Origin of the sequence: Polaromonas sp. LjRoot131 (assembly GCF_964252805.1) — a bacterium.
GTDB lineage: Bacteria > Pseudomonadota > Gammaproteobacteria > Burkholderiales > Burkholderiaceae_C > Polaromonas.
Map to the genome: position 1 here is coordinate 215,953 of NZ_CAXUPF020000001.1, position 21,695 is coordinate 237,647.

General features: G+C 64.7%; 19 protein-coding genes. 5 read left to right on the plus strand and 14 right to left on the minus strand.

Annotation, left to right across the window (positions count from 1 at the left end; all coding sequences use genetic code 11):
• Positions 1 to 20: 20 nt before the first annotated feature.
• The 14 genes from ACSQ27_RS01005 to ACSQ27_RS01070 form a co-directional block, all read right to left on the minus strand.
• Entirely contained in the window at positions 21 to 2,759 is a 2,739-nt protein-coding gene (locus ACSQ27_RS01005) for a FimV/HubP family polar landmark protein (RefSeq protein WP_436153619.1), read from the minus strand.
• 253 nt (positions 2,760 to 3,012) lie between these two features.
• Positions 3,013 to 4,152: an aspartate-semialdehyde dehydrogenase gene (gene asd / locus ACSQ27_RS01010; RefSeq protein WP_436153620.1), complete on the minus strand. Its 1,140-nt coding sequence runs from the start codon at positions 4,150 to 4,152 to the stop codon at positions 3,013 to 3,015.
• Positions 4,153 to 4,428: 276 nt separating this feature from the next.
• A complete protein-coding gene (gene leuB, locus ACSQ27_RS01015) occupies positions 4,429 to 5,499 on the minus strand; it encodes a 3-isopropylmalate dehydrogenase (protein ID WP_436153621.1) in 1,071 nt (356 codons plus the stop codon).
• A 66-nt stretch (positions 5,500 to 5,565) separates the two neighbouring features.
• Entirely contained in the window at positions 5,566 to 6,216 is a 651-nt protein-coding gene (gene leuD / locus ACSQ27_RS01020; RefSeq protein WP_436153622.1) for a 3-isopropylmalate dehydratase small subunit, read from the minus strand.
• The gene (locus ACSQ27_RS01025; protein ID WP_436153623.1) at positions 6,217 to 6,354 is read right to left on the minus strand and encodes an entericidin A/B family lipoprotein; all 138 of its coding nucleotides are present in this window, start codon (positions 6,352 to 6,354) and stop codon (positions 6,217 to 6,219) included.
• 24 nt (positions 6,355 to 6,378) lie between these two features.
• Positions 6,379 to 7,800 (minus strand): 3-isopropylmalate dehydratase large subunit, encoded by a 1,422-nt coding sequence (gene leuC / locus ACSQ27_RS01030; RefSeq protein WP_436153624.1) that lies wholly within the window; start codon positions 7,798 to 7,800, stop codon positions 6,379 to 6,381.
• A 45-nt stretch (positions 7,801 to 7,845) separates the two neighbouring features.
• The gene (locus ACSQ27_RS01035; RefSeq protein ID WP_436153625.1) at positions 7,846 to 8,820 is read right to left on the minus strand and encodes a LysR family transcriptional regulator; all 975 of its coding nucleotides are present in this window, start codon (positions 8,818 to 8,820) and stop codon (positions 7,846 to 7,848) included.
• A gap of 185 nt (positions 8,821 to 9,005) precedes the next feature.
• The gene (gene gltA, locus ACSQ27_RS01040) at positions 9,006 to 10,316 is read right to left on the minus strand and encodes a citrate synthase (protein ID WP_436153626.1); all 1,311 of its coding nucleotides are present in this window, start codon (positions 10,314 to 10,316) and stop codon (positions 9,006 to 9,008) included.
• 49 nt (positions 10,317 to 10,365) lie between these two features.
• Complete coding sequence (locus ACSQ27_RS01045; protein ID WP_436153627.1) at positions 10,366 to 10,674, minus strand: succinate dehydrogenase assembly factor 2; 309 nt, start codon at positions 10,672 to 10,674, stop codon at positions 10,366 to 10,368.
• A gap of 19 nt (positions 10,675 to 10,693) precedes the next feature.
• Positions 10,694 to 11,398, minus strand: coding sequence for a succinate dehydrogenase iron-sulfur subunit (locus ACSQ27_RS01050; protein WP_436153628.1), 705 nt, complete (start codon positions 11,396 to 11,398; stop codon positions 10,694 to 10,696).
• Between the two features lie 57 nt (positions 11,399 to 11,455).
• On the minus strand, positions 11,456 to 13,249 hold the full coding sequence (gene sdhA / locus ACSQ27_RS01055; RefSeq protein ID WP_436153629.1) for a succinate dehydrogenase flavoprotein subunit: 1,794 nt from the start codon (positions 13,247 to 13,249) through the stop codon (positions 11,456 to 11,458).
• Positions 13,250 to 13,301: 52 nt separating this feature from the next.
• Positions 13,302 to 13,667 (minus strand): succinate dehydrogenase, hydrophobic membrane anchor protein, encoded by a 366-nt coding sequence (gene sdhD / locus ACSQ27_RS01060; RefSeq protein WP_436153630.1) that lies wholly within the window; start codon positions 13,665 to 13,667, stop codon positions 13,302 to 13,304.
• A gap of 18 nt (positions 13,668 to 13,685) precedes the next feature.
• A complete protein-coding gene (gene sdhC / locus ACSQ27_RS01065; RefSeq protein ID WP_436153631.1) occupies positions 13,686 to 14,132 on the minus strand; it encodes a succinate dehydrogenase, cytochrome b556 subunit in 447 nt (148 codons plus the stop codon).
• A gap of 121 nt (positions 14,133 to 14,253) precedes the next feature.
• Positions 14,254 to 15,051, minus strand: a complete 798-nt coding sequence (locus ACSQ27_RS01070; RefSeq protein WP_436153632.1) for a GntR family transcriptional regulator — start codon at positions 15,049 to 15,051, stop codon at positions 14,254 to 14,256.
• Between the two features lie 326 nt (positions 15,052 to 15,377).
• Here ACSQ27_RS01070 and ACSQ27_RS01075 point away from each other — a divergent pair, with 326 nt between their 5' ends.
• The 5 genes from ACSQ27_RS01075 to acnB all read left to right on the plus strand — a co-directional run bounded on the left by ACSQ27_RS01075 (position 15,378) and on the right by acnB (position 21,660).
• Positions 15,378 to 16,364 carry a malate dehydrogenase gene (locus tag ACSQ27_RS01075; RefSeq protein WP_436153633.1) on the plus strand — a complete coding sequence of 329 codons (987 nt, stop codon included), beginning with the start codon at positions 15,378 to 15,380 and terminating at the stop codon, positions 16,362 to 16,364.
• Between the two features lie 55 nt (positions 16,365 to 16,419).
• Positions 16,420 to 17,199, plus strand: coding sequence for a trans-aconitate 2-methyltransferase (gene tam / locus ACSQ27_RS01080; RefSeq protein WP_436153634.1), 780 nt, complete (start codon positions 16,420 to 16,422; stop codon positions 17,197 to 17,199).
• A gap of 106 nt (positions 17,200 to 17,305) precedes the next feature.
• A complete protein-coding gene (locus ACSQ27_RS01085; protein WP_436153635.1) occupies positions 17,306 to 18,292 on the plus strand; it encodes an HpcH/HpaI aldolase/citrate lyase family protein in 987 nt (328 codons plus the stop codon).
• 42 nt (positions 18,293 to 18,334) lie between these two features.
• Entirely contained in the window at positions 18,335 to 18,991 is a 657-nt protein-coding gene (locus ACSQ27_RS01090) for a hypothetical protein (protein WP_436153636.1), read from the plus strand.
• Positions 18,992 to 19,044: 53 nt separating this feature from the next.
• Positions 19,045 to 21,660, plus strand: a complete 2,616-nt coding sequence (acnB, locus tag ACSQ27_RS01095) for a bifunctional aconitate hydratase 2/2-methylisocitrate dehydratase (RefSeq protein ID WP_436153637.1) — start codon at positions 19,045 to 19,047, stop codon at positions 21,658 to 21,660.
• Positions 21,661 to 21,695: the final 35 nt, after the last annotated feature.

The following is a 21,695-nucleotide window of genomic DNA, read 5'->3' on the forward strand; positions in this document are numbered from 1 at the left end:
GCAGCGCGTTCAGGCTGCGCTCACGACAGGGCGTTCAGGAAGGCCTGTGCCTTGACCTTCAGCGGGCCCTTGGCTTCGGCCATCACCTCTTCGGCCAGGGACCTTGCGCCATCCGAATCGCCCAGCGAACGGAATTCTTCGGCCAGCAGGAATTTGGTTTCCAGCGGGTCGTCGGACGTGACTTCCATCGGGTGGGCCGGGCTTTCCGTCGTCGGGCCGTTCAGGTCCAGTGACAGCGATCCGAGGTCGAACTCCAGCATGCCGTTGTCAGCCGCCGGCGCCGGCGCCGGGGCCGGGGCTGCCGCCGCTTTGGCGGGGGCTGGCGCCGGTTTGGGCGGCGGTGTGAACGGTTCGGGCGTGAAGTTCAGGCCTTCGTCGAGGAAAGATACTTCGGGCGCGGCCTCGGCGGGTTTGGCGGCCGGCGCCGGTGGCTTGGCCGTGGGCAGGGCCACCGTGGCGCTGCTGAAATCCATGTTCAGCGGGGCCGGTTCCTGCGGTTTCATGGCCACTGTGGGCTCAACACGAACGGGAGCGGGCGGCGGAGGAGGCGAGGCCGAGATCACGGCCGGCGTGGTGGCCGCAATGGGTTCGTCATCGAGCGAAAAGTCCAGGTCAAGGTCGACATCCATCGAAGGCGCGGGTGCCGGAACATGCACCGGCTGCGCCACCATGGCCACGGTGCCGCCTGGGCTGAACGCCGAGGTGCCGCCGGCATGGGCGCTGCCCGCGGGCTGGCCGCCCGGTTGGTACATCGGGTTGGCGGGGTCCAGTTCACGGCCCATCTCGGTGATGTAGGCCCATTCAGGGCCGCTGCCGTGGGTCAGGTTGAAGGCCTCGATGGCGACGGTTTCAAAGGCCTTGCTGTCGCGGCGCTTGGCGTAGATTTCCATCAGCTTGGCATGGATGGCGACGCGCATCGGGCTGGTGCGCATGGCTTCTTTGAGGATTTCCTCGGCCTGCAGGTCGCGTCCATAGGCCAGGTACACATCGGCTTCGGCTACCGGGTCGACGTCGCCAGCGGCATCCAATTGACTGGGCGAATACACCAGGGACGAACCCGTGGCGTTGCCTTCATTCGTGTCAATTCTTTGGCCGCCGCTGGCGCCGAAAAAAGAATCTGGCTGCAGCCTGCTCTCTAGGAAGGAACTGTCGACCTGGGCCGCGCCGCCACGCTGGCGGTAGCGGTAAAAACCGAAACCGGCCAGCAGCAGCAGCAAGCCGCCGGCGATGGGCAGGATCAGCGGGTTGTCGAGGATTTCGTCGACCAGACTGGGTTCAGGCGGGGGCGGTGGTACGGCCACGGGCTTTTTGGTGACGGTCGCAGGCGGGGTGACCGCGGCACTGGCGGCTGGTGCGGGCTCGGAGGCCGCAGCCACTGGAGCCGTACTGGTGGCCGCCTCGGATGTTGCCGCTGCGGGAGCGGAGGCGGCCGCAGCCGGCGCGCTGCTGGCGGTGGCCGGCGATGGCGTGACAGGGGCAACGGCCGGGGCCGGAGCAGGCGTTACGCCCGGGGCGGCTACCGAAGATGCCGCCGGGGCTGGCGTAGCGGCCGGGGCGGGTGGCGCCAGGCTTGGCACGCTGGCGGGCGCGGGAACGGCGACACCAGGGGCTTTTGCCGCGCTGGCTGCAGGTGCCGCCGCAGGGGCACCGCCCAGCTTGTTCAACTCGCTGATGTTCTTGGACAGTTCGGCCACCCGTGTGGAGGCTTCCTTGGCCTGGCGTTCCTTGGCGATCTTGTCTTCGGCCGCCGTGGGGGCTGCCTTGCCCTGGACTGCGCCCTTGGAGAGGGTCAGCTTGTCGGGTGTGCTGCTGGCGGGCGCGCGGTCTTCGACCTTGGCCTGCACCTTGCCGCCGGCCTGGCGGTCGGCGCTGGCCATCTGGGTGGCCGGCACGCCTTCGGCGAGCTTGCGGCGGAAGCTGTTGAAGTCCTTGCTTTGCGCGACGATGGTCTGGGTGGCTTCACCGGCGGAAATCGCGCTGGCGGTTTCGGCGCTCGGGATGTCCAGCACGGCGCCCGACTTGACGCGGTTCACGTTGCCGCCGATGAAGGCGTCCGGGTTGCTGCGCAGCAGGGCGACCAGCATCTGGTCCAGCGACACGCTGGCGGGCTTGTTCTGGGCGGCGATCTTGCCGGCGGTGTCACCGGCTTTGACGGTGACCTGTTTGTCGCCGCCGGCGGGCACTTTTTCGAGGGGGGCGGCAGGGGCCTTGGCGACCGGTGCGGACCGGCTGCTGGGGCCTGCCGGTGCTGAATAAGGAATGGCGGCTATGCCCTTGGCGGAAGGCGCCGCGGGGCGGGAAGACAGCACGGGGGCCGTGGGCGCGACCGCTGTGCCCGAGCGCAGGGCCGGCGGGTCGAACAGCATGGTGTAGTCGCGCGTGATGCGGCCGTTGGCCCAGCTGGCTTCCAGGATCAGGTCGACAAAAGGCTCGGTGACGGGGCGGTTGCTGCTCAGGCGCAGAAAGGAGCGCCCGTCCGCGCGGCGCTGCAGGGTGACTTCGACGCCCGAGACCACGCTGCCATATTCAAGCCCGGCGGCCTTGAAGGTGTCGGGTGGCGCCACACCGGCCTTGAGGCTGGAGGCTTCCTCGGGTTTGATGTCGGGAATCTCGATTTCGGCGCGCAGGGGCTCACCCAATGCCGATTGAACCGTGATACGGCCCAGCGCGAGCGCGTGGGCTTCCAGACTTGCCAGGCTGCCCAGCAGTGCAATGGCACTTGCCAGGGCGCCGATACGCCAACGACCGCGATTATTCATGGGGTTGTGAGCCTCCAGTGCTCGGTCTGCATGTAACTTTATTCTGCTTAAGCGCACAAAAACCTCGATGCGAATTTTCGAAAAACAACCTTAACATCAAGGCATTAGGCTGACAAGCTAAGACACCACTTAAGTTTTGACACAGCGAGTTAGCAGCAACTTACAAGTTTCGGATGTTGTCTGACGACAACGTCCTGTGACATGTAGTTACGGATGGGCGGCCGTATGTTGGCAGCCGCTCACCTCAATTAATTCAGGCCTGCAGCAGGATCCGCAGCATGCGGCGCAGCGGTTCGGCGGCACCCCACAGCAGCTGGTCGCCCACGGTGAAGGCGCCCAGGTAGTCGGGGCCCATGGCCAGCTTGCGCAGGCGGCCCACCGGGATCTGCATGGTGCCGGTGACGGCCACAGGCGTGAGGTCCTTGATGGAGGCTTCGCGCGTGTTGGGCACAACTTTGACCCACTCGTTGTCGGCCGCGATCATGGCCTCGATGTCGGCCAGCGGCACGTCCTTCTTGAGCTTGAAGGTCAGCGCCTGGCTGTGGCAGCGCATCGCGCCTATGCGCACGCAGAAGCCGTCGACCGGGGTTTCGGCGGTGCCGAAGCTCGCGCCCTGGCCGAGGATCTTGTTGGTCTCGGCGCCGCCCTTCCACTCTTCCTTGCTCATGCCGTTGCCCAGGTCCTTGTCGATCCAGGGGATCAGCGAGCCGCCCAGCGGCACGCCGAAGTTGGCGGTTTCAGCGGCGCCCAGGCCCTGCTGCTTGGCCAGGATGCGGCGGTCGATTTCGAGGATGGCGGACTTGGGGTCGTCCAGCAGCGTGCGGACTTCGCTGTTGAGCGTGCCGAACTGCGTCAGCAGCTCGCGCATGTGCTGCGCGCCGCCGCCGGAGGCCGCCTGGTAGGTCATGCTGGTCATCCACTCGACCAGGCCGGCCTTGTAGAGGGCACCCACGCCCATCAGCATGCAGCTGACCGTGCAGTTGCCGCCTATCCAGTTGGTACCGCCCTTGGCCAGGGCGTTCTGGATGACGGGCAGGTTGACCGGGTCCAGGATGATGACGGCGTCGTCGTTCATGCGCAGCGTGGAGGCCGCGTCGATCCAGTGGCCCTTCCAGCCGGCCGCGCGCAGCTTGGGGAAGACCTCGGAGGTGTAGTCGCCGCCCTGGGCCGTGATGATGACGTCGCACTTCTTGAGCGCTTCAATGTCAAAGGCGTTTTTCAGCGTGGTCTCGTTCTTCGCCTGGGCGGGGGCTTTGCCGCCCGCGTTGGAGGTCGAGAAGAACACCGGCTCGATCAGCTCGAAGTCGCCTTCGGCCTGCATGCGATCGATCAGGACCGAGCCGACCATGCCGCGCCAGCCGACGAGTCCGGTGAGATTGCCTTTGAGTTTCATTGGAACTGCCCCTTCAAAAAGTACATAAAAATGGCTTTTTGGCCCGGCTCATCGAGCCGGCAGGGCACGACGAACCAGGCTTGCTAGCCTTTAATGGTGGTCGTTTTGGTGATCTGGGCAAAAACCGGCGCCGCACGTCCCGCGCGCAGGGCGGCGGGGCAGTGGGTGAAAGCGGGGTTTTTGCGCATAGGTGTCGATTGTAGCCAGGCTTGGCTTTGCCGAGGCTGACAGCCGCCGCAAACCAGCGGTAAAGCGCTGGTTTGCGGCGAAAAAACGTCAGGCCAAGGCTTTTACGACCGCGTCGCCCATCTCCACCGTGCCGACCTTCGTCGTGCCTTCGCTGTAGATGTCGGGCGTGCGCAGGCCCTGGCTCAGCACGGCATCCACGGCTTTTTCGATGCGGGCGGCGGCTTCGGGCTGGTTCAGGCTGAAGCGCAGCATCATGGCCGCGCTCAAGATCGTTGCCAACGGATTCGCCACGCCCTTGCCGGCGATGTCGGGTGCGCTGCCGTGGCTGGGCTCGTAGAGGCCCTGGTTCTTGTCGTTCAGGCTGGCCGAAGGCAGCATGCCGATGGAGCCGGTCAGCATGGCGGCGGCGTCGCTCAGGATGTCGCCGAACATATTGCCGGTGACGACCACGTCAAACTTCTTGGGCGCCTTGACCAACTGCATGGCCGCGTTGTCCACGTACATGTGGTCCAGCGCGACGTCGGGGTACTCCTTGCCGACCTCGGTGACCACGTCTTTCCAGAGCTGGAAGGTTTCCAGCACGTTGGCCTTGTCGACGCTGGTCACACGTTTGTCGCGTTTGCGGGCCGCCTGGAAGGCGACGTGGGCGATGCGTTCGATTTCGGGGCGCGAATAGCGCATGGTGTCGAAGGCTTCTTCAGAGCCGGGGAAGTGGCCGTCGGGCGAGACGCGGCGGCCGCGCGGCTGGCCGAAGTAGATGTCGCCGGTCAGCTCGCGGATGATGAGGATGTCCAGGCCGGACACCAGTTCGCGCTTGAGGCTGGAGGCGTCCACCAGTTGGGCGTAGCAGATCGCGGGGCGGAAGTTGGCGAACAGGCCCAGGTTCTTGCGCAGGCCCAGGATGGCCTGCTCGGGGCGCAGCGGCCGGTCAAGCTTGTCGTATTTCCAGTCGCCGACGGCGCCGAACAGCACGGCGTCGGCGTCCTTGGCCAGCTTGAGCGTGGCTTCGGGCAGCGGATGGCCGTGGGCCTCATAGGCGGCGCCGCCGACCAGCGCGCTTTCGGTCTCAAATTTCAGGTCCAGCGCCTTCAGGACTTTGACGGCTTCCGCGACGATTTCGGTGCCGATGCCGTCACCCGGCAGGATTGCGATTTTCATTTGCTGTCTTTGTGATGGCCGCGCGCGCCCTTGGGGCGGCCCGCGGTGGATTCTTGGGAAAGGTGTTCAGCCCGCGGCAGTGTGGTTCAACCACGGCTTGGTCGCCAGGCGCTCGGCTTCAAAGGCCTTGATCTTGTCGCTCTGGCGCAAGGTCAGGCCGATGTCGTCCAGGCCGTTGAGCAGGCAGTACTTGCGGAAGGCCTGCACCTCGAAGGGGAGCTCCTCGCCTTGCGGCTTGACGACGACCTGGCGCTCCAGGTCCACCGTGAGCTGGTAGCCGGGGAAGGCCAGCGCTTCGTCGAACAGCTGGGCCACCTGCGCCTCGGGCAGTACGATGGGCAGCAGGCCGTTCTTGAAGCTGTTGTTGAAAAAGATATCGGCGTAGCTGGGCGCGATGATGGCGCGAAAGCCGTACTGGTCCAGCGCCCAGGGCGCGTGTTCGCGCGAGGAGCCGCAGCCGAAGTTCTTGCGCGCCAGCAGGACGGACGCGCCGGCGTAGCGCGGCTGGTTCAGCACGAAGTCGGGGTTGGGTTTGCGCGTGGCCGGATCCTGGCCGGGAAAGCCCGCGTCCAGGTAGCGCCATTCGTCAAACAGGTTGGGCCCGAAGCCGGTCTTGCGGATGGATTTGAGGAACTGCTTGGGGATGATGGCGTCGGTGTCGACGTTCTCGCGGTCCATCGGGGCCACGAGGCCCTTGTGTACGGTGAATTTTTTCATTTACTTCTTTGCGGCGTTTTCGATTTTTTCGCCGACCTTCTGGACGTCTTGCCCGACACCCCGGAAGGTGTTGCAGCCGGCCAGCAGGACGGCCGCGCAGGCCAGTGACAGCGCAAGCAGGGTTTTGATTTTTTTCATGGAAGTTCCTCCTGGGGCTGGTGGTTAGACAAATTTCCGGATATCGACAAAGTGGCCGTGCACGGCCGCCGCCGCCGCCATCGCGGGGCTGACCAGGTGGGTGCGCCCGCCGGCGCCCTGGCGGCCTTCGAAGTTGCGGTTGCTGGTGGAGGCGCAGCGCTCGCCCGGTTCCAGCCGGTCGGCGTTCATGGCCAGGCACATGGAGCAGCCCGGTTCGCGCCATTCAAAGCCGGCGGCCACAAAAATCTTGTCCAGGCCTTCGCGCTCGGCCTGTTCCTTGACCAGGCCGGAGCCCGGCACCACCAGCGCGAGCTTCACATTTTTGGCAACCTTCTGGCCAATCTTCTTGATCACGGCCGCGGCTTCGCGCATGTCCTCGATGCGGCTGTTGGTGCAGGAGCCGATGAATACCTTGTCGACGTAGAGGTCGTTCAGCGCCTTGCCGGGCTCCAGGCCCATGTATTTCAGGGCGCGCTCGATGGCATCGCGCTTGTTGGCGTCTTTTTCCTTGTCGGGGTCGGGCACGCGGTCGTCGATGGACAGCACCATTTCGGGCGAGGTGCCCCAGGTGACCTGGGGCAGGATCTGGCTGGCGTCAAGCTCGACCACGGCGTCGAACTTCGCGTCGGGATCGGAGTGCAGCGTGTTCCAGTATTTGGCGGCCATGTCCCATTCGACGCCGGTGGGCGAGAGCAGGCGGCCTTTGACGTAATCGATGGTCTTCTGGTCCACCGCCACCAGGCCGGCGCGCGCGCCGGCTTCAATCGCCATGTTGCAGACCGTCATGCGGCCTTCCATGCTGAGCGCGCGTATCGCCGAGCCGGCGAATTCGATCGTGTAGCCGGTGCCTCCTGCTGTTCCGATCTTTCCAATGATCGCCAGCACGATGTCCTTGCCGGTCAGGCCGGGCGCGAGCTTGCCCTCGACCTTCACGAGCATGTTCTTGGCCTTCTTGGCCAGCAGGGTCTGCGTGGCCATCACGTGCTCGACTTCGCTGGTGCCTATGCCGTGCGCCAGCGCGCCGAAGGCGCCGTGGGTGGAGGTGTGCGAGTCGCCGCAGACCACCGTCATGCCGGGCAGGGTGGCGCCGCTTTCGGGGCCGATCACATGCACGATGCCCTGGCGCTTGGACAGAAAGGGGAAGAAGGCGGCTGCGCCGAATTCCTTGATGTTGCTGTCCAGCGTGGTGATCTGTTCCTTGCTGACCAGGTCGGTGATGCCGTCGTAGCCCAGCTCCCAGCCGGTGGTGGGCGTGTTGTGGTCGGCGGTGGCGACGATGGAGCTGATGCGCCAGACCTTGCGGCCGGCCTCGCGCAGGCCTTCAAAGGCCTGCGGGCTGGTGACTTCGTGCACCAGGTGGCGGTCGATGTAGAGGATGGCCGTGCCGTCTTCTTCGGTATGGACGACGTGTTCGTCCCAGATCTTGTCGTAGAGGGTGCGTCCCATGGGTTTCCTTCGTGGTCTCTTGTTGTCGTCTGTCGTTGAGTGATTTTAGGCGGCTGCGTGAGCCGGGGCTGCCGCGTTTTTCGCGGCTTTCAGGCTGCCGTGTTGGGGCGCGGGCAGCGTCAGGTGGTCCACCAGCAGCCGCGCCGTCAGCGGCAGCGTGGAAAAGTCGCGCGCCACCAGCTGGATCTGGCGCTCCGCCCAGCTGTCCAGCAGCGGGATGGATTCAAGTTCGCCGACGCCGTGCGTCAGTTCAAAGGCGCGCTGCGGCATCACGCCCACGCCCAGGCCGTTGTGGATCATGCGGCACATGGCGTCCAGGCCGGTCACGTGGATGCGCAGCTTGATGGTGCGCCCGAGCCGCGCGGCAGCCTCGCGCATGGCCAGGTAGATCGAGCTGTTGGAATGCAGGCCGACCTGGTCGTAGTCCAGCGCGGTTTCGAAGCGGATGGCACCCTGCGCGCACAGCGGGTGGCCGCGCGGGACGATGAGCACGAGTCTGTCGGTGCGGTAGGGCAGGGTCTGCAGGTCCCCCGTGCCGTCGGCGGTGTTGCAGATGCCCAGGTCGGCCGCGCCCTCCTGCACGGCGCGGACGACTTCGGTGCTCAGGTGCTCTTCGAGGTCGATCTTGATGCCCGAATGCTCGCGCGTGAAAGCGCCCAGGTCCTCGGGCAAAAACTGCACGATGGCCGAGATGCTGGCATGCACGCGCACATGGCCGCGCACGCCGTCGGCGTATTCGCTGAGTTCGCTCTGCATTTTCTCGAGGCTGAACAGCACCGAGCGCGCATGGTGCAGCAGGCTTTCACCGGCCGGCGTCAGGTCGACGCCGCGGGTGTGGCGGTACAGCAGCGGGGTGTCCAGCGTGGCCTCGAGATCGGAGAGGCGCTTGCTGACGGCGGAGGCCGCGATGAATTCGCGTTCGGCCGCCTTGCCGATGCTGCCCAGCTCGCACACGGCCACAAAGAGCTGAAGCGAGGTCAGGTCGATGCGGCGGGCAAAGTTGCGTTCTGAGCTTTTCATGGGGGCTTGTCGCGTGACGTCATCGCGTTCGACGACGGTGGATCGCTATTTTGCCGCTAAGAACCGTGTTTTGTCATCGTAATACGCGATGACCCGCTTGCCGATGGGCGTTTTCCTCTGATTCGGGCGTAAAAAAGCCCGCCGATGCTGCCATCAGGCGGGCTTTGCGCCAGGGCGCGGGCGGCTTAGCGCTTGGCCAGCGGCAGGACCTGGCGGGTCGTGGAGCCGGTGAACAGCTGGCGTGGGCGGCCGATCTTGTACTCGGGGTCGCCGATCATTTCATTGAGCTGGGCGATCCAGCCGACCGTGCGGGCCAGGGCGAAGACAGCGGTGAACAGCGGCACGGGGATGCCGATGGCGCGCTGCACGATGCCGGAGTAGAAGTCGACGTTGGGGTAGAGCTTGCGCGAGACGAAGTAGTCGTCTTCGAGGGCGATCTTTTCCAGGGCCATGGCCAGCTTGAACAGCGGGTCGTTTTCCAGGCCCATTTCTTTCAGGACTTCCTTGCAGGTTTCCTGCATGAGCTTGGCGCGCGGGTCGTAGTTTTTGTAAACGCGGTGGCCGAAGCCCATCAGCTTGACGCCGGAGCTCTTGTCCTTGACCTGCTTGATGAATTCGCCGATCTTCTCGACGCCGCCCTGCTTCTGGATGTCGCCCAGCATGTTGAGGGCCGCTTCGTTGGCGCCGCCGTGGGCCGGTCCCCAGAGGCAGGCCACGCCGGCCGCGATGGCGGCAAACGGGTTGGTGCCGGAGGAGCCGCACAGGCGCACGGTGGAGGTCGAGGCATTCTGCTCGTGGTCGGCGTGCAGGATGAAGATGCGGTCCAGCGCGCGTTCAAGCACCGGGTTGACCTTGTACTCTTCGCACGGCGTGGCGAACATCATGTGCAGGAAGTTGCCGGCGTAGCTCAGGTTGTTCTTGGGGTACATGTAGGGCTGGCCCACGGTGTACTTGTAGGCCATGGAGACCAGGGTCGGCATCTTGGCGATCAGGCGGATGGCCGAGATGTCGCGGTGTTCCGGGTTGGTGATGTCGGTGCTGTCGTGGTAGAAGGCCGACAGGGCGCCGACCAGGCCGGTCATGATGGCCATCGGGTGCGCGTCGCGGCGGAAACCGCGCAGGAAGAACTGCATCTGCTCGTTGACCATGGTGTGGTTGGTCACGCGGTGCACGAAGTCGGTCTTCTGCGCCACGTTGGGCAGCTCTCCGTACAGCAGCAGGTGGCAGGTTTCCATGTAGTCGCAGTTGGTGGCCAGCTGCTCGATGGGGTAGCCGCGGTACAGCAATTCGCCTTTGTCGCCGTCGATGTAGGTGATGGCCGACTGGCAGGACGCGGTGGAAAGGAAACCGGGGTCATAGGTGAACATGCCGGTCTGCGCGTACAGCTTGCGGATGTCGACGACGTCCGGGCCGACATTGCCCTGGTACACCGGCAACTCGATGCTGGGGCTGCCGTTGCTGAAGGACAGGGTGGCTTTGTTGTCAGCTAGCTTCATTTCTTGCTTCTTTCTTTCGTATCAGTGTCAATGAGGGACGGGCGGGTAATCAGGGGGCCGGCGCCGCGGGCTGCAGCAACTTTAAAACCTCGTGGGCTTCAGAAGTAGAGGCGCTTGCCTTGGCGGCTTCATCGGGCAGCTGGCCGGCTTCTTTTCGTTTTAACAGCAGGTCCAGCAAATCGTTGTCGGACAACTCCATTAAATCATTCAACCCTTTAGCCTGCCTGACGGTGAGGGTGGCCTCGTGGCCCTGGAAGAAGCGCTCTATCAACAGGTCGTTTTCGAGCAGGCCGCGCCGGCAGCGCCACTTGAGCTTGCTCAGGGCGCGCTCGTCTAGCAGGGCGTCGGCGGTTTCCATATTTTCGGCCAGCGGACGGTCAAACTGTCCTCATCACCATCATTTCCTTGATCTTGCCGATGGCTTTCGTCGGGTTCAGGCCCTTGGGGCAGACGTCGACGCAGTTCATGATGGTGTGGCAGCGGAACAGGCGGTAGGGATCTTCAAGGTTGTCCAGGCGCTCGGCGGTGGCTTCATCGCGGCTGTCGGCGATGAAACGGTAGGCCTGCAGCAGGCCGGCCGGGCCGACGAACTTGTCGGGGTTCCACCAGAAGCTGGGGCAGGAGGTCGAGCAGCTGGCGCACAGGATGCACTCGTAGAGGCCGTTGAGCTCTTCGCGCTCTTCGGGGCTCTGCAGGCGCTCTTTCTCGGGCGGCACGTTGTCGTTGATCAGGTAGGGCTTGATCGAGTTGTACTGCTTGAAGAACTGCGTCATGTCGACGATCAGGTCACGCACCACGGGCAGGCCCGGCAGCGGCTTGAGGATGATGACCTCGGGCAGCGTGCGCATGTTGGTCAGGCAGGCCAGGCCGTTCTTGCCGTTGATGTTCATCGCGTCCGAGCCGCAGACGCCTTCGCGGCAGGAGCGGCGAAAGCTGATGGACGGATCCTGCGCCTTGAGTTTCATCAGCGCGTCCAGCAGCATGCGCTCATGGCCGTCGAGTTCCACCTCGATGGTCTGCATGTAGGGCTTGGCATCGGTGTCCGGGTCGTAGCGGTAGATCTTGAAGGTGCGTTTGGTCATGGGGTTCTCGCTTCTTGTGGGGTCGCAGGCCGTCTGTCGTGTGTCGTGTCTGTTCTATTAGAACGTGCGCGTCTTCAGCGGCACGGACTCGACGGTCAGGGGCTTCATCTGCACCGGCTTGTAGGCCAGGCGGCTGCCTTCGCTGTACCACAGCGTGTGCTTGTGCCATTCGGTGTCGTTGCGGCCGTTCGGGTGTTCGGGCGTGTCGCCGTAGTCATCAACCGAATGCGCACCGCGGCTTTCCCGGCGGGCGGCGGCCGACACGATGGTGGCTTGCGCGGCCTCGATCAGGTTCTCGACTTCCAGCGCCTCGATGCGCGCGGTGTTGAAGATCTTGGACTTGTCTTTCAGGCCGATGCTGTTGACGCGGTCGCGCAGGGCGGCGATCTTGGTCACGCCTTCGTCCATGATGGCCTGGGTGCGGAACACGCCGGCGTGCTGCTGCATGGCGGCGCGCAGGTCGTTGGCCACGTCCTGGGCGTATTCGCCGTCGGTCGCGTTGTCCAGGCGCGCAATGCGGGCCAGCGTCTTGTCGGCGGCGTCGGCCGGCAGCGGCTTGTGCGTGGTGGTCTTGGCGAACTCGACGATGTGGTTGCCGGCGGCCTTGCCGAAGACCAGCAGGTCCAGCAGCGAGTTGGTGCCCAGGCGGTTGGCGCCGTGCACGCTGACGCAGGAGCATTCGCCCACCGCGTAGAGGCCGTTGACGACCTGGCTCTGGTTGTTGGCGTCCTGGGTGACGACCTGGCCGTGGATGTTGGTCGGGATGCCGCCCATCTGGTAGTGGATGGTGGGCACCACGGGAATCGGTTCCTTGGTGATGTCGACGTTGGCGAAGTTGTGGCCGATCTCGAACACCGAGGGCAGGCGCTTCATGATGGCATCCACGCCCAGGTGGGTCATGTCCAGCAGGATGTAGTCCTTGTTGGGGCCGCAGCCGCGGCCCTCCTTGATTTCCTGGTCCATGGAGCGCGAGACGAAGTCGCGCGGCGCCAGGTCTTTCAGCGTGGGCGCGTAGCGCTCCATGAAACGCTCGCCGTTGCTGTTGCGCAAGATCGCGCCTTCCCCGCGACAGCCTTCGGTCAGCAGCACGCCGGCACCGGCCACGCCGGTCGGGTGGAACTGCCAGAACTCCATGTCTTCCAGCGGGATGCCGGCGCGTGCCGCCATGCCCAGGCCGTCGCCGGTGTTGATGAAGGCGTTGGTCGACGCGGCAAAGATGCGGCCGGCGCCGCCGGTGGCCAGCAGCGTGGTCTTGGCTTCAAAAATGTGGACGTCGCCGGTTTCCATTTCGAGGGCGGTTACGCCCACCACGTCGCCCGCGGCATCGCGGATCAGGTCCAGCGCCATCCACTCGACGAAGAAACTGGTCTTTTCCTTGACGTTTTGCTGGTACAGCGTGTGCAGCATGGCGTGGCCGGTACGGTCGGCCGCGGCGCAGGCGCGCTGCACCGGTTTTTCGCCGTAGTTGGCGGTGTGGCCGCCGAAGGGACGCTGGTAAATCGTGCCGTCGGGATTGCGGTCGAAAGGCATGCCCATGTGCTCGAGGTCGTAGACGACCTTGGGCGCTTCGCGGCACATGTATTCGATCGCGTCCTGGTCGCCGAGCCAATCGGAACCCTTGACGGTGTCGTAGAAGTGGTAGTGCCAGTTGTCTTCGCTCATGTTGCCGAGCGAGGCGCCGATGCCGCCCTGGGCCGCGACGGTGTGCGAGCGCGTGGGGAACACTTTGGAAAGCACGGCGACGTTGAGGCCGGCGCGCGCCAGCTGCAGCGAGGCGCGCATGCCAGAGCCGCCGGCACCGACGATGACGACGTCAAATTTGCGCTTGGGGAGTTTGGAGGTTGCTGTCATGATTTTTGTGGGGTGTCGGTCTTCTTGTCGGGTCTGCGGGGTCGGTGGCGGCTCAGAGGCGCCACAGGACCTGGATGCCCCAGCCGGCGCAGGCCACCAGCCAGACGATGGTGAACACATTCAGCACGAGCTTGAGGGACGCCGCCTTGAGGTAGTCCATCCCGATCTCGCGCATGCCGACCCACACGTGGTAGAGCAGGGCGATGATGACCGTGAAGGTCAGCACTTTCATCCACTGCGCCGAGAAAATGCCGGCCCATTTGTCGTAGCCGATGGGGCCTTTGCTGAAGATGACCTGGGCCAGCAGCAGCACGGTGAAGAGGGCCATCAGGACGGCCGTGACGCGTTGCGCGAGCCAGTCGCGCAAGCCGTAGTGGGCACCGACAACGATGCGTTTGGAGCCGTAGTTAACTGCCATTTTTTGTGCTCCTTGTGATCAGTAGAGGCCGAACAGCTTGGCGCCGAGGGCCAGTGTCAGGGCGATGCTCACGACCAGCGTGAAGATGGCGGAGGACTTGCCGAACTCCTTGCTCACGGCGGCGTGGCTGACGTCCATCCAGAGATGGCGCAGGCCGGCGATGAAGTGGTGCAGGTAGGCCCAGATCAGGGCCAGCGCCACGAGCTTCCAGATGATGCCGGGCAGGCCCAGCATGCCGATGTTGAAAGCCGCCTTGAATTTCTCGAACGAAATCTCGGAGGAAATCGAGGTGTCGAACATCCAGATGATGAAAGGCAGCAGCAGGAACATGATGCCCCCGCTGATGCGGTGCAGGATGGAAATGATGCTTGCGACGGGGAAGCGGTAGGTGGGGAGGTCGGTGAGCGCGTTGATGTTGCGGAACTCGGGCCGCTTGGGACGCTGTTTGGAGGCCAGCTCTGTCATTTTTAGGCTTTCGTGGGTGTAACTGGGTGGTAACCGGGTCTGCAATTACAGCTAAACAGCCGAATTCTATTGCAACGCAACAATCAGCTTACAAACGTTTGCAGCTTCCTGAGGGTTCCCGTCAACTAAGGTCGTTTTTGTAGTGATGGGTGTCGGTGCGGTACAGGCCCCGGCGCAATTCCATGGGCAGGTCGTTGTAGGTATAGGCGGTGCGCTCCACGCTGAGCAGCGGCGCGCCCACCGGCACGCTGAGCAGCGCGGCGGAGGCTTCATCGGCCGCGACGGCGCGGATTTTTTCCTCGGCGCGCACCATGCGCACGCCGAACTCGGTTTCAAACAGCGCGTACATGGGGCCGCGGTGCGTGGCCAGCCGCTCAGCGGTCAAGCCCTTGAACGGGCCGCCCGGCAACCAGACGTCTTCGAGAATGGTCGGCGTGCCCTGGAAGGCCAGCACGCGGCGCAACTGCAGCACGGCGTCGCCGGTGCGCAGCGAGAGCGGGCGCGCGATGTCGGCCGGTGCGCGCAGGCGCTTGCAATCGATGATCTGCCGCTCGGCCGGGCCTTCGCTGGTGGTGTCGCCGCTGTCGGGCATGAGGCGCAGGAAGCGGTACTGCACATGCTGCTCGGCATGTGTGGCCACGAAAGTGCCCTTGCCCTGGCGGCGCACCACGAGGTTCTCGGCCGCCAGTTCGTCGATCGCCTTGCGCACCGTGCCCTGGCTCACGCGAAAACGCGCGGCGAGGTCCATCTCGCTGGGAATGGCCTCGCCCGGCTTCCATTCGCCGGCCTGCAGGCTTTGCAGGATCAGCACCTTGATCTGCTGGTACAGGGGGCTGAAGGCCGGTGCCACGCCGGTAACCACGCCGGCATCGCCGGCGAGAGCGGCGGAATCGGTCAATGAGGACGGGTTGATGGCCATGGGGCAGCAGGTTAGCAGCAGTAAGTGGCGGTTGGCGGCGGGTTAAAGCGGCTTGTGGGGGAGGCCGCAACAGGCACGCGGCAATCCCGGAAATAAAGTCCGAAACAAGGCTGAATCATATCTTATATAAGACATAAGACAAATTGACGCCCGTCACTTTTCAAGCGTAAAATCTTGGGCTGAGCCAGTGCATGGCCTGCCATTTTGCGGTGATTTTGAGGGGCGAAAACCCTGAACAAGCATCCCCGAATATCCCAGGCTCGCGCCAGACATCTCACGTCACATCCTCATTCAACCGATTCTTAACTTTCCTGGAGCCCTCGATCATGAGCAAAAAACCCGTCCGTGTTGCAGTCACCGGTGCAGCTGGCCAAATCGGTTACGCATTGCTGTTTCGCATTGCCTCCGGCGAGATGCTCGGCAAGGACCAGCCCGTCATTCTGCAACTGCTCGAAGTGCCTGTTGAGGGCCCGCAGAAGGCGCTCAAGGGCGTGATGATGGAACTCGACGACTGCGCCTTCCCGCTGCTGGTCGGCATGGAGGCCTATGACGACCCCATGAAAGCCTTCAAGGACGCCGACTACGCGCTGCTGGTTGGCTCGCGCCCGCGCGGCCCCGGCATGGAACGCGCCGAACTGCTGGCCGTCAACGGCGCCATCTTCACGGCGCAGGGCAAGGCGCTCAACGCCGTCGCCAGCCGCAACGTCAAGGTGCTGGTGGTCGGCAATCCCGCCAATACCAACGCCTACATTGCCATGAAGAGCGCTCCCGACCTGCCGCGCAAGAACTTCACCGCCATGCTGCGCCTGGACCACAACCGCGCCGCCAGCCAGATCGCCGCCAAGACCGGCAAGGCCGTGGCCGACATCGAAAAGCTCACCGTCTGGGGCAACCACTCGCCCACGATGTACGCCGACTACCGTTTCGCCACCATCAAGGGCGAAAGCGTCGCCAAGATGATCAACGACCAGGAATGGAACGCCAACGTGTTCCTGCCCACCGTCGGCAAGCGCGGCGCCGCCATCATTGAAGCGCGCGGCCTGTCCTCGGCAGCATCGGCCGCCAACGCCGCTATCGACCACATGCGCGACTGGGCGCTGGGCACCAACGGCAAGTGGGTCACCATGGGCATCCCGTCGGACGGCCAGTACGGCATCCCCAAGGACGTCATGTTCGGTTTCCCCGTGACCTGCGAAAACGGCGAGTACAAACTCGTCGAAGGCCTGGAAATCGACGCCTTCAGCCAGGAACGCATCAACAAGACGCTGGACGAGCTCAAGGGTGAGCAGGACGGCGTCAAGCACCTCCTGTAAATTAGTACGCAGTACGAGGCCGCCAGCACTTGCCCGCACACCGCCGCCCTCATCCATGAGCGACTGGAATCCCGCACTCTACAGCCGCTATGAGGATGAGCGCACGCGCCCGGCCCAGGAGCTGCTGGCGCGGGTTCCGCTGGCGCAGGCGGCCCGGGTGTTCGACCTCGGCTGCGGGCCGGGCAACTCCACCGAGTTGCTGGTCCGCCGCTTTCCGGGCGCCGTGGTCACGGGCACCGACAATTCCGAAGCCATGCTGGCCAGTGCGCGCAAGCGCCTGCCGGCCGCGCATTTCGAACTGAGCGACATCGCCGATTGGCAGGCCGCATCCGGCGATGCCGCACCCCAGCTCATTTACGCGAATGCGGCCCTGCAATGGGTGCCCGACCACGCCAGGCTGGTCCCGCGGCTGTTCGCCGCGCTGGCGCCCGGCGGCGTGCTGGCCATCCAGATGCCCGACAACCGCGACGAGCCTACGCATCGCCTGATGCGCGAGCTGGCTTCCGAGGCGCCGTGGACCGAAGCGATCGGCGATTATTCAAAGCTGCGCACCGAGCTGTTTTCCATAGACCGCTATTACGACCTACTGGCCGCCGAGGCGGCGCATGTCGATGTCTGGCGCACGGCCTACCAGCATCCCATGGCTTCGGCCGCCGCGATCGTGGAATGGGTGCGCGCGACAGGCCTCAAACCTTTCGTGGACCGCCTCCCGCCGGATTTACAAGCGAGTTACCTCGCCGAATACGAGCGGCGCGTCGATAAAGCCTATACGCCGCGCAGTGATGGAAAACGGCTGCTGGCCTTTCCCCGCATGTTTATCGTCGCCCAAAAATGAGCCCCCACGCTTGTCACTCCGTGTACTGCGCTGCCCCCCGAGGGGGCGCTGCGCCTGCGGCCCGGCAAAGCCGGTTCCGCGGCCCCTGCTTGAGAGGGACGTGCGCATGAACCCGCGTGAAGTACTTCTGGGTGCACAAGCCGGTGCGATTGTGTTGCCGGTCTGCGACCACTACAGCGGCGTCGAAGCGCGCATGCGCAAAAGCCTGCAGCTGCAGGCCGAGATGACCGAGGAGTTCGGTGCCTGCGTGTTTGACGTGACGCTGGACTGCGAAGACGGCGCGCCTGTGGGCGGCGAGGCCGAGCATGCGGCCATGGTGGTGGCGCTGGCGGCACTGGCCGGTGACAAGGCCCGCGTCGCCGTGCGCGTGCACGCGGTGGACCATCCGGCTTTTGATGCCGACATGGCGGTGATCGCCGGCAAGCTGGCACGCCATCTCTCGCACATCATGGTGCCCAAGGTCGAATCGCTGGCCGACGTGCTGCGCGCCGAGCAGGCGCTGCTGGCCGCTACCGCCGGTGATTTGCCGCTGCACGTGCTGATCGAATCGCCGCTCGCGGTGCGCAACGCCTTTGAGATCGCGGCGCACCCGCGCGTGCAGTCGCTGAGCTTCGGGCTCATGGATTTTGTGTCGGCCCATGCGGGCGCGATTCCCGCCGACGGCATGAGCAGCCGCGGCCAGTTCACGCACCCGCTGGTGCTGCGCGCCAAGCTTGAGATCGCCTCGGCCTGCCACGCCCACGGCAAGGTGCCTTCACATTGTGTTGTCACGGAATTCAGCGACATTGAGGCCATGACCGCCGCCGCACGCCATGCCGCCCGCGAACTGGGTTACACCCGGATGTGGAGCATCCACCCGAACCAGATCCGCCCCATCCTGGAGGCTTTCGCACCCGGCGAAGGCGAGATTGAGGACGCCACCAAAATAATCACCGCCGCCGCCCTTGCCGACTGGGCGCCCATCAACTTTGAAGGAAAGCTGCACGACCGCGCGAGCTACCGCTACTTCTGGCAGGTTCTGGAGCGCGCGCACCAGACCGGCCGGGCGCTTCCCCCCGAGGCGCAAGCTTATTTCAAGACCGCGTTCCATTGAGCGCCCACCTCCCATCACAACACATCACTGCACGAAAGCCCCATGAAAAAACTCCACACCCCTTGCGTTGTCAATGCACTGGCCGCCGCTGTCTTGCTGGCCGCTTCCGGCCTGGCCATGGCCCAGACGGCGCCTGCCGCCAAGCCCGTGGCAAAACCCGCCGCCAAGAAGCAGCCCGTCGTCAACCCGTCGAACCGCACCAATCTCAAAAGCGCGGCCAAGAACGTGGCCGCCGGCATTGAGGCCGCCGAAGCCGCGCTGACGCCGGCCGAGCTGGCCATCGCCGAGCGCGTGCACGTGGGCAAGCTGCCCTGCGAACTGGGCGCCGCGGTCGACCTGGCGCCCGATGCCAAGGCGCCCGGCTATTTCAACGTGAGCGGCAAGAACTTCAAGTACCGCATGTTCCCGGTGGCCACCACCACCGGCGCGATCCGCCTGGAGGACCAGAGGGCCGGCGCCGTCTGGCTGCAGCTGGCCAACAAGTCCATGCTGATGAACCAGAAGCTGGGCATACGCCTGGCCGACGAATGCATGAGCCCGGCGCAGATGGCGGTGGCCGAAGCCATCAAGCTGAACCCGCCCGTCAGCGTGCTGGATGCGCCCAAGCCCGCCGTGGCCGTAGCCCCTGTCGCCGCCGCACCGGTGGCCTCCGACGCGCAGCCCGCCGCAGCAGCACAGCCCGCCTCGGCCGCCAAATAAGCAAAAACCGCTTTCTTTTACACACCACGATTTCGATTACAGGAGAAACCAGCATGTCGTCCGAGTTCTTGCAAACCTACCGCGCCCACGTCGCCGAGCGCGCCGTCACCGGCATCCCGCCGCTGCCGCTGTCCGCCAAGCAGACCGGCGAAGTCATCGAACTGCTGAAGAACCCGCCCAAGGGCGAGGAAGCCTTCCTGGTCGAACTCATCACCCACCGCGTTCCGGCCGGCGTTGACGACGCCGCCAAGGTCAAGGCCAGCTACCTGGCGGCCGTGGCCCACGGCACGGAAAAATGCGCGCTGATCTCGCGTGAAAAAGCCACGCAGCTGCTGGGCACCATGCTGGGCGGCTACAACATCAGCCCCATGGTCGCGCTGCTCGACGACGCGGAAGACAGCGTCGCCACGCAGGCCGCCAGCGGCCTGAAAAATACCCTGCTGATGTTCGACCAGTTCCACGACGTCCAGGAAAAGGCCGACAAGGGCAACAAGTACGCCAAGGCCGTGCTGCAAAGCTGGGCCGATGCCGAGTGGTTCACCAGCCGGCCCGAAGTGCCCGAGTCCATCAAGCTGACGGTCTTCAAGGTGGCCGGTGAAATCAACACCGATGACCTCTCGCCCGCGCCCGACGCCTGGAGCCGCCCCGACATCCCGCTGCATGCCATCGCCATGCACAAGAACGCGCGCCCCGGCGTTACGCCCGAGGAAGACGGCAAGCGCGGCCCGGTCAAGTTCATTGAAGAGCTCAAGGCCAAGGGCAATCTCGTGGCCTATGTGGGCGACGTGGTCGGCACCGGTTCCTCGCGCAAGTCGGCTACCAACTCGGTGCTGTGGTGGACGGGCCAGGACATTCCCTTTGTGCCCAACAAGCGCTTCGGCGGCGTCTGCCTGGGCGGCAAGATCGCCCCGATTTTTTACAACACCATGGAAGACTCCGGCGCGCTGCCGATCGAACTCGACGTGAGCCAGATGGCCATGGGCGACGTGATCGAGCTGCGTCCCTACGAAGGCAAGGCGCTCAAGGACGGCAAGGTGATCGCCGAGTTCAAGCTCAAGAGCGACGTGCTGTTCGACGAAGTGCGCGCCGGCGGCCGGATTCCGCTGATCGTCGGCCGCGGCCTCACGGCCAAGGCACGCTTCGCGCTGGGCCTGCCCGTGTCCACCCAGTTCCGCCTGCCGCAGAACCCGGCCGACAACGGCCGCGGCTTCACGCTGGCGCAAAAAATGGTCGGCCGCGCGGTCGGCCTGCCGGAAGGCCAGGGCGTGCGCCCCGGCACCTATTGCGAACCCAAGATGACCTCGGTCGGCTCGCAGGACACCACCGGCCCGATGACGCGCGACGAACTGAAAGACCTGGCCTGCCTGGGTTTCAGCTCCGACCTGGTCATGCAGTCCTTCTGCCACACGGCGGCTTATCCCAAGCCCGTCGACGTGAAGATGCACCACGAACTGCCTGACTTCATCAGCACGCGCGGCGGCATCTCGCTGCGTCCCGGCGACGGCATCATCCACAGCTGGCTCAACCGCATGCTGCTGCCCGACACCGTCGGCACCGGCGGCGACAGCCACACGCGTTTCCCCATCGGCATCAGCTTCCCCGCGGGCTCCGGCCTGGTGGCTTTCGGCGCCGCCACCGGCGTGATGCCGCTGGACATGCCTGAGTCGGTGCTGGTGCGTTTCAAGGGCGAAATGCAGCCCGGCATCACGCTGCGCGACTTGGTCAATGCGATCCCGCTGTACGCCATCAAGGCCGGCCTGCTGACGGTCGCCAAGCAGGGCAAGAAGAACATCTTCTCGGGTCGCATCCTGGAAATCGAAGGCCTGCCCGACCTCAAGGTGGAACAGGCGTTCGAACTCTCCGATGCCTCCGCCGAGCGTTCCGCCGGCGGTTGCACGGTGCACCTGAACAAGGAACCCATCATCGAGTACATCAACAGCAACATCACGATGCTGAAGTGGATGATCGCGACGGGCTACTCGGACGTGCGCACCATCAAGCGCCGCATCGCCGCCATGGAAGCCTGGCTGGCCGACCCGCAGTTGCTCAAGGGCGATGCGGATGCCGAATACGCCGCCGTCATCGAAATCGATCTGGCCGACATCCACGAGCCCATCGTGGCCTGCCCGAACGACCCCGACGACGTGAAAACGCTCAGCGAAGTGGCCGGCAGCAAGATCGACGAAGTCTTCATCGGCAGCTGCATGACCAACATCGGCCATTTCCGCGCGGCTTCCAAGCTGCTCGAAAACAAGCGCGACATCCCCGTCAAGCTGTGGATGGCGCCGCCGACCAAGATGGACGCCAAGCAGCTCACGGAAGAAGGCCACTACGGCGTGCTCGGCTCGGCCGGCGCGCGCATGGAAATGCCGGGCTGCAGCCTGTGCATGGGCAACCAGGCGCAGGTGAAAGAGGGCGCGACGGTGTTCTCCACCTCCACCCGCAACTTCCCGAACCGCCTGGGCAAGAACTCCAACGTCTACCTCGGCTCGGCCGAGCTGGCCGCGATCTGCTCCAAGCTGGGCCGCATCCCCACCAAGGCCGAATACATGGCCGACATGGGCGTGCTGACGGCTGCCAGCGACACGGTTTACCAGTACCTCAACTTCGACAAGGTCAAGGACTACACCGACATGGCCGACACCGTGAAGGACGGCGTGCCCGCCTAAGTGGACACCCTGCCGGCGGCTTGACAGCCGCAAGG

Bases quoted from the DNA above. Each gene is read 5' to 3' on its own strand.
- ACSQ27_RS01005 (WP_436153619.1), bottom strand. From the start codon at position 2,759: ATGAATAATCGCGGTCGTTGGCGTATCGGCGCCCTGGCAAGTGCCATT.
- ACSQ27_RS01035 (WP_436153625.1), bottom strand. From the start codon at position 8,820: ATGAAAAGCTCAGAACGCAACTTTGCCCGCCGCATCGACCTGACCTCG.
- leuC (WP_436153624.1), bottom strand. From the start codon at position 7,800: ATGGGACGCACCCTCTACGACAAGATCTGGGACGAACACGTCGTCCAT.
- leuD (WP_436153622.1), bottom strand. From the start codon at position 6,216: ATGAAAAAATTCACCGTACACAAGGGCCTCGTGGCCCCGATGGACCGC.
- ACSQ27_RS01025 (WP_436153623.1), bottom strand. From the start codon at position 6,354: ATGAAAAAAATCAAAACCCTGCTTGCGCTGTCACTGGCCTGCGCGGCC.
- leuB (WP_436153621.1), bottom strand. From the start codon at position 5,499: ATGAAAATCGCAATCCTGCCGGGTGACGGCATCGGCACCGAAATCGTC.
- ACSQ27_RS01050 (WP_436153628.1), bottom strand. From the start codon at position 11,398: ATGACCAAACGCACCTTCAAGATCTACCGCTACGACCCGGACACCGAT.
- asd (WP_436153620.1), bottom strand. From the start codon at position 4,152: ATGAAACTCAAAGGCAATCTCACCGGACTCGTCGGCTGGCGCGGCATG.
- ACSQ27_RS01090 (WP_436153636.1), top strand. From the start codon at position 18,335: ATGAAAAAACTCCACACCCCTTGCGTTGTCAATGCACTGGCCGCCGCT.
- sdhD (WP_436153630.1), bottom strand. From the start codon at position 13,667: ATGGCAGTTAACTACGGCTCCAAACGCATCGTTGTCGGTGCCCACTAC.
- sdhC (WP_436153631.1), bottom strand. From the start codon at position 14,132: ATGACAGAGCTGGCCTCCAAACAGCGTCCCAAGCGGCCCGAGTTCCGC.
- acnB (WP_436153637.1), top strand. From the start codon at position 19,045: ATGTCGTCCGAGTTCTTGCAAACCTACCGCGCCCACGTCGCCGAGCGC.
- tam (WP_436153634.1), top strand. From the start codon at position 16,420: ATGAGCGACTGGAATCCCGCACTCTACAGCCGCTATGAGGATGAGCGC.
- ACSQ27_RS01075 (WP_436153633.1), top strand. From the start codon at position 15,378: ATGAGCAAAAAACCCGTCCGTGTTGCAGTCACCGGTGCAGCTGGCCAA.
- ACSQ27_RS01085 (WP_436153635.1), top strand. From the start codon at position 17,306: ATGAACCCGCGTGAAGTACTTCTGGGTGCACAAGCCGGTGCGATTGTG.
- ACSQ27_RS01045 (WP_436153627.1), bottom strand. From the start codon at position 10,674: ATGGAAACCGCCGACGCCCTGCTAGACGAGCGCGCCCTGAGCAAGCTC.
- ACSQ27_RS01070 (WP_436153632.1), bottom strand. From the start codon at position 15,051: ATGGCCATCAACCCGTCCTCATTGACCGATTCCGCCGCTCTCGCCGGC.
- gltA (WP_436153626.1), bottom strand. From the start codon at position 10,316: ATGAAGCTAGCTGACAACAAAGCCACCCTGTCCTTCAGCAACGGCAGC.
- sdhA (WP_436153629.1), bottom strand. From the start codon at position 13,249: ATGACAGCAACCTCCAAACTCCCCAAGCGCAAATTTGACGTCGTCATC.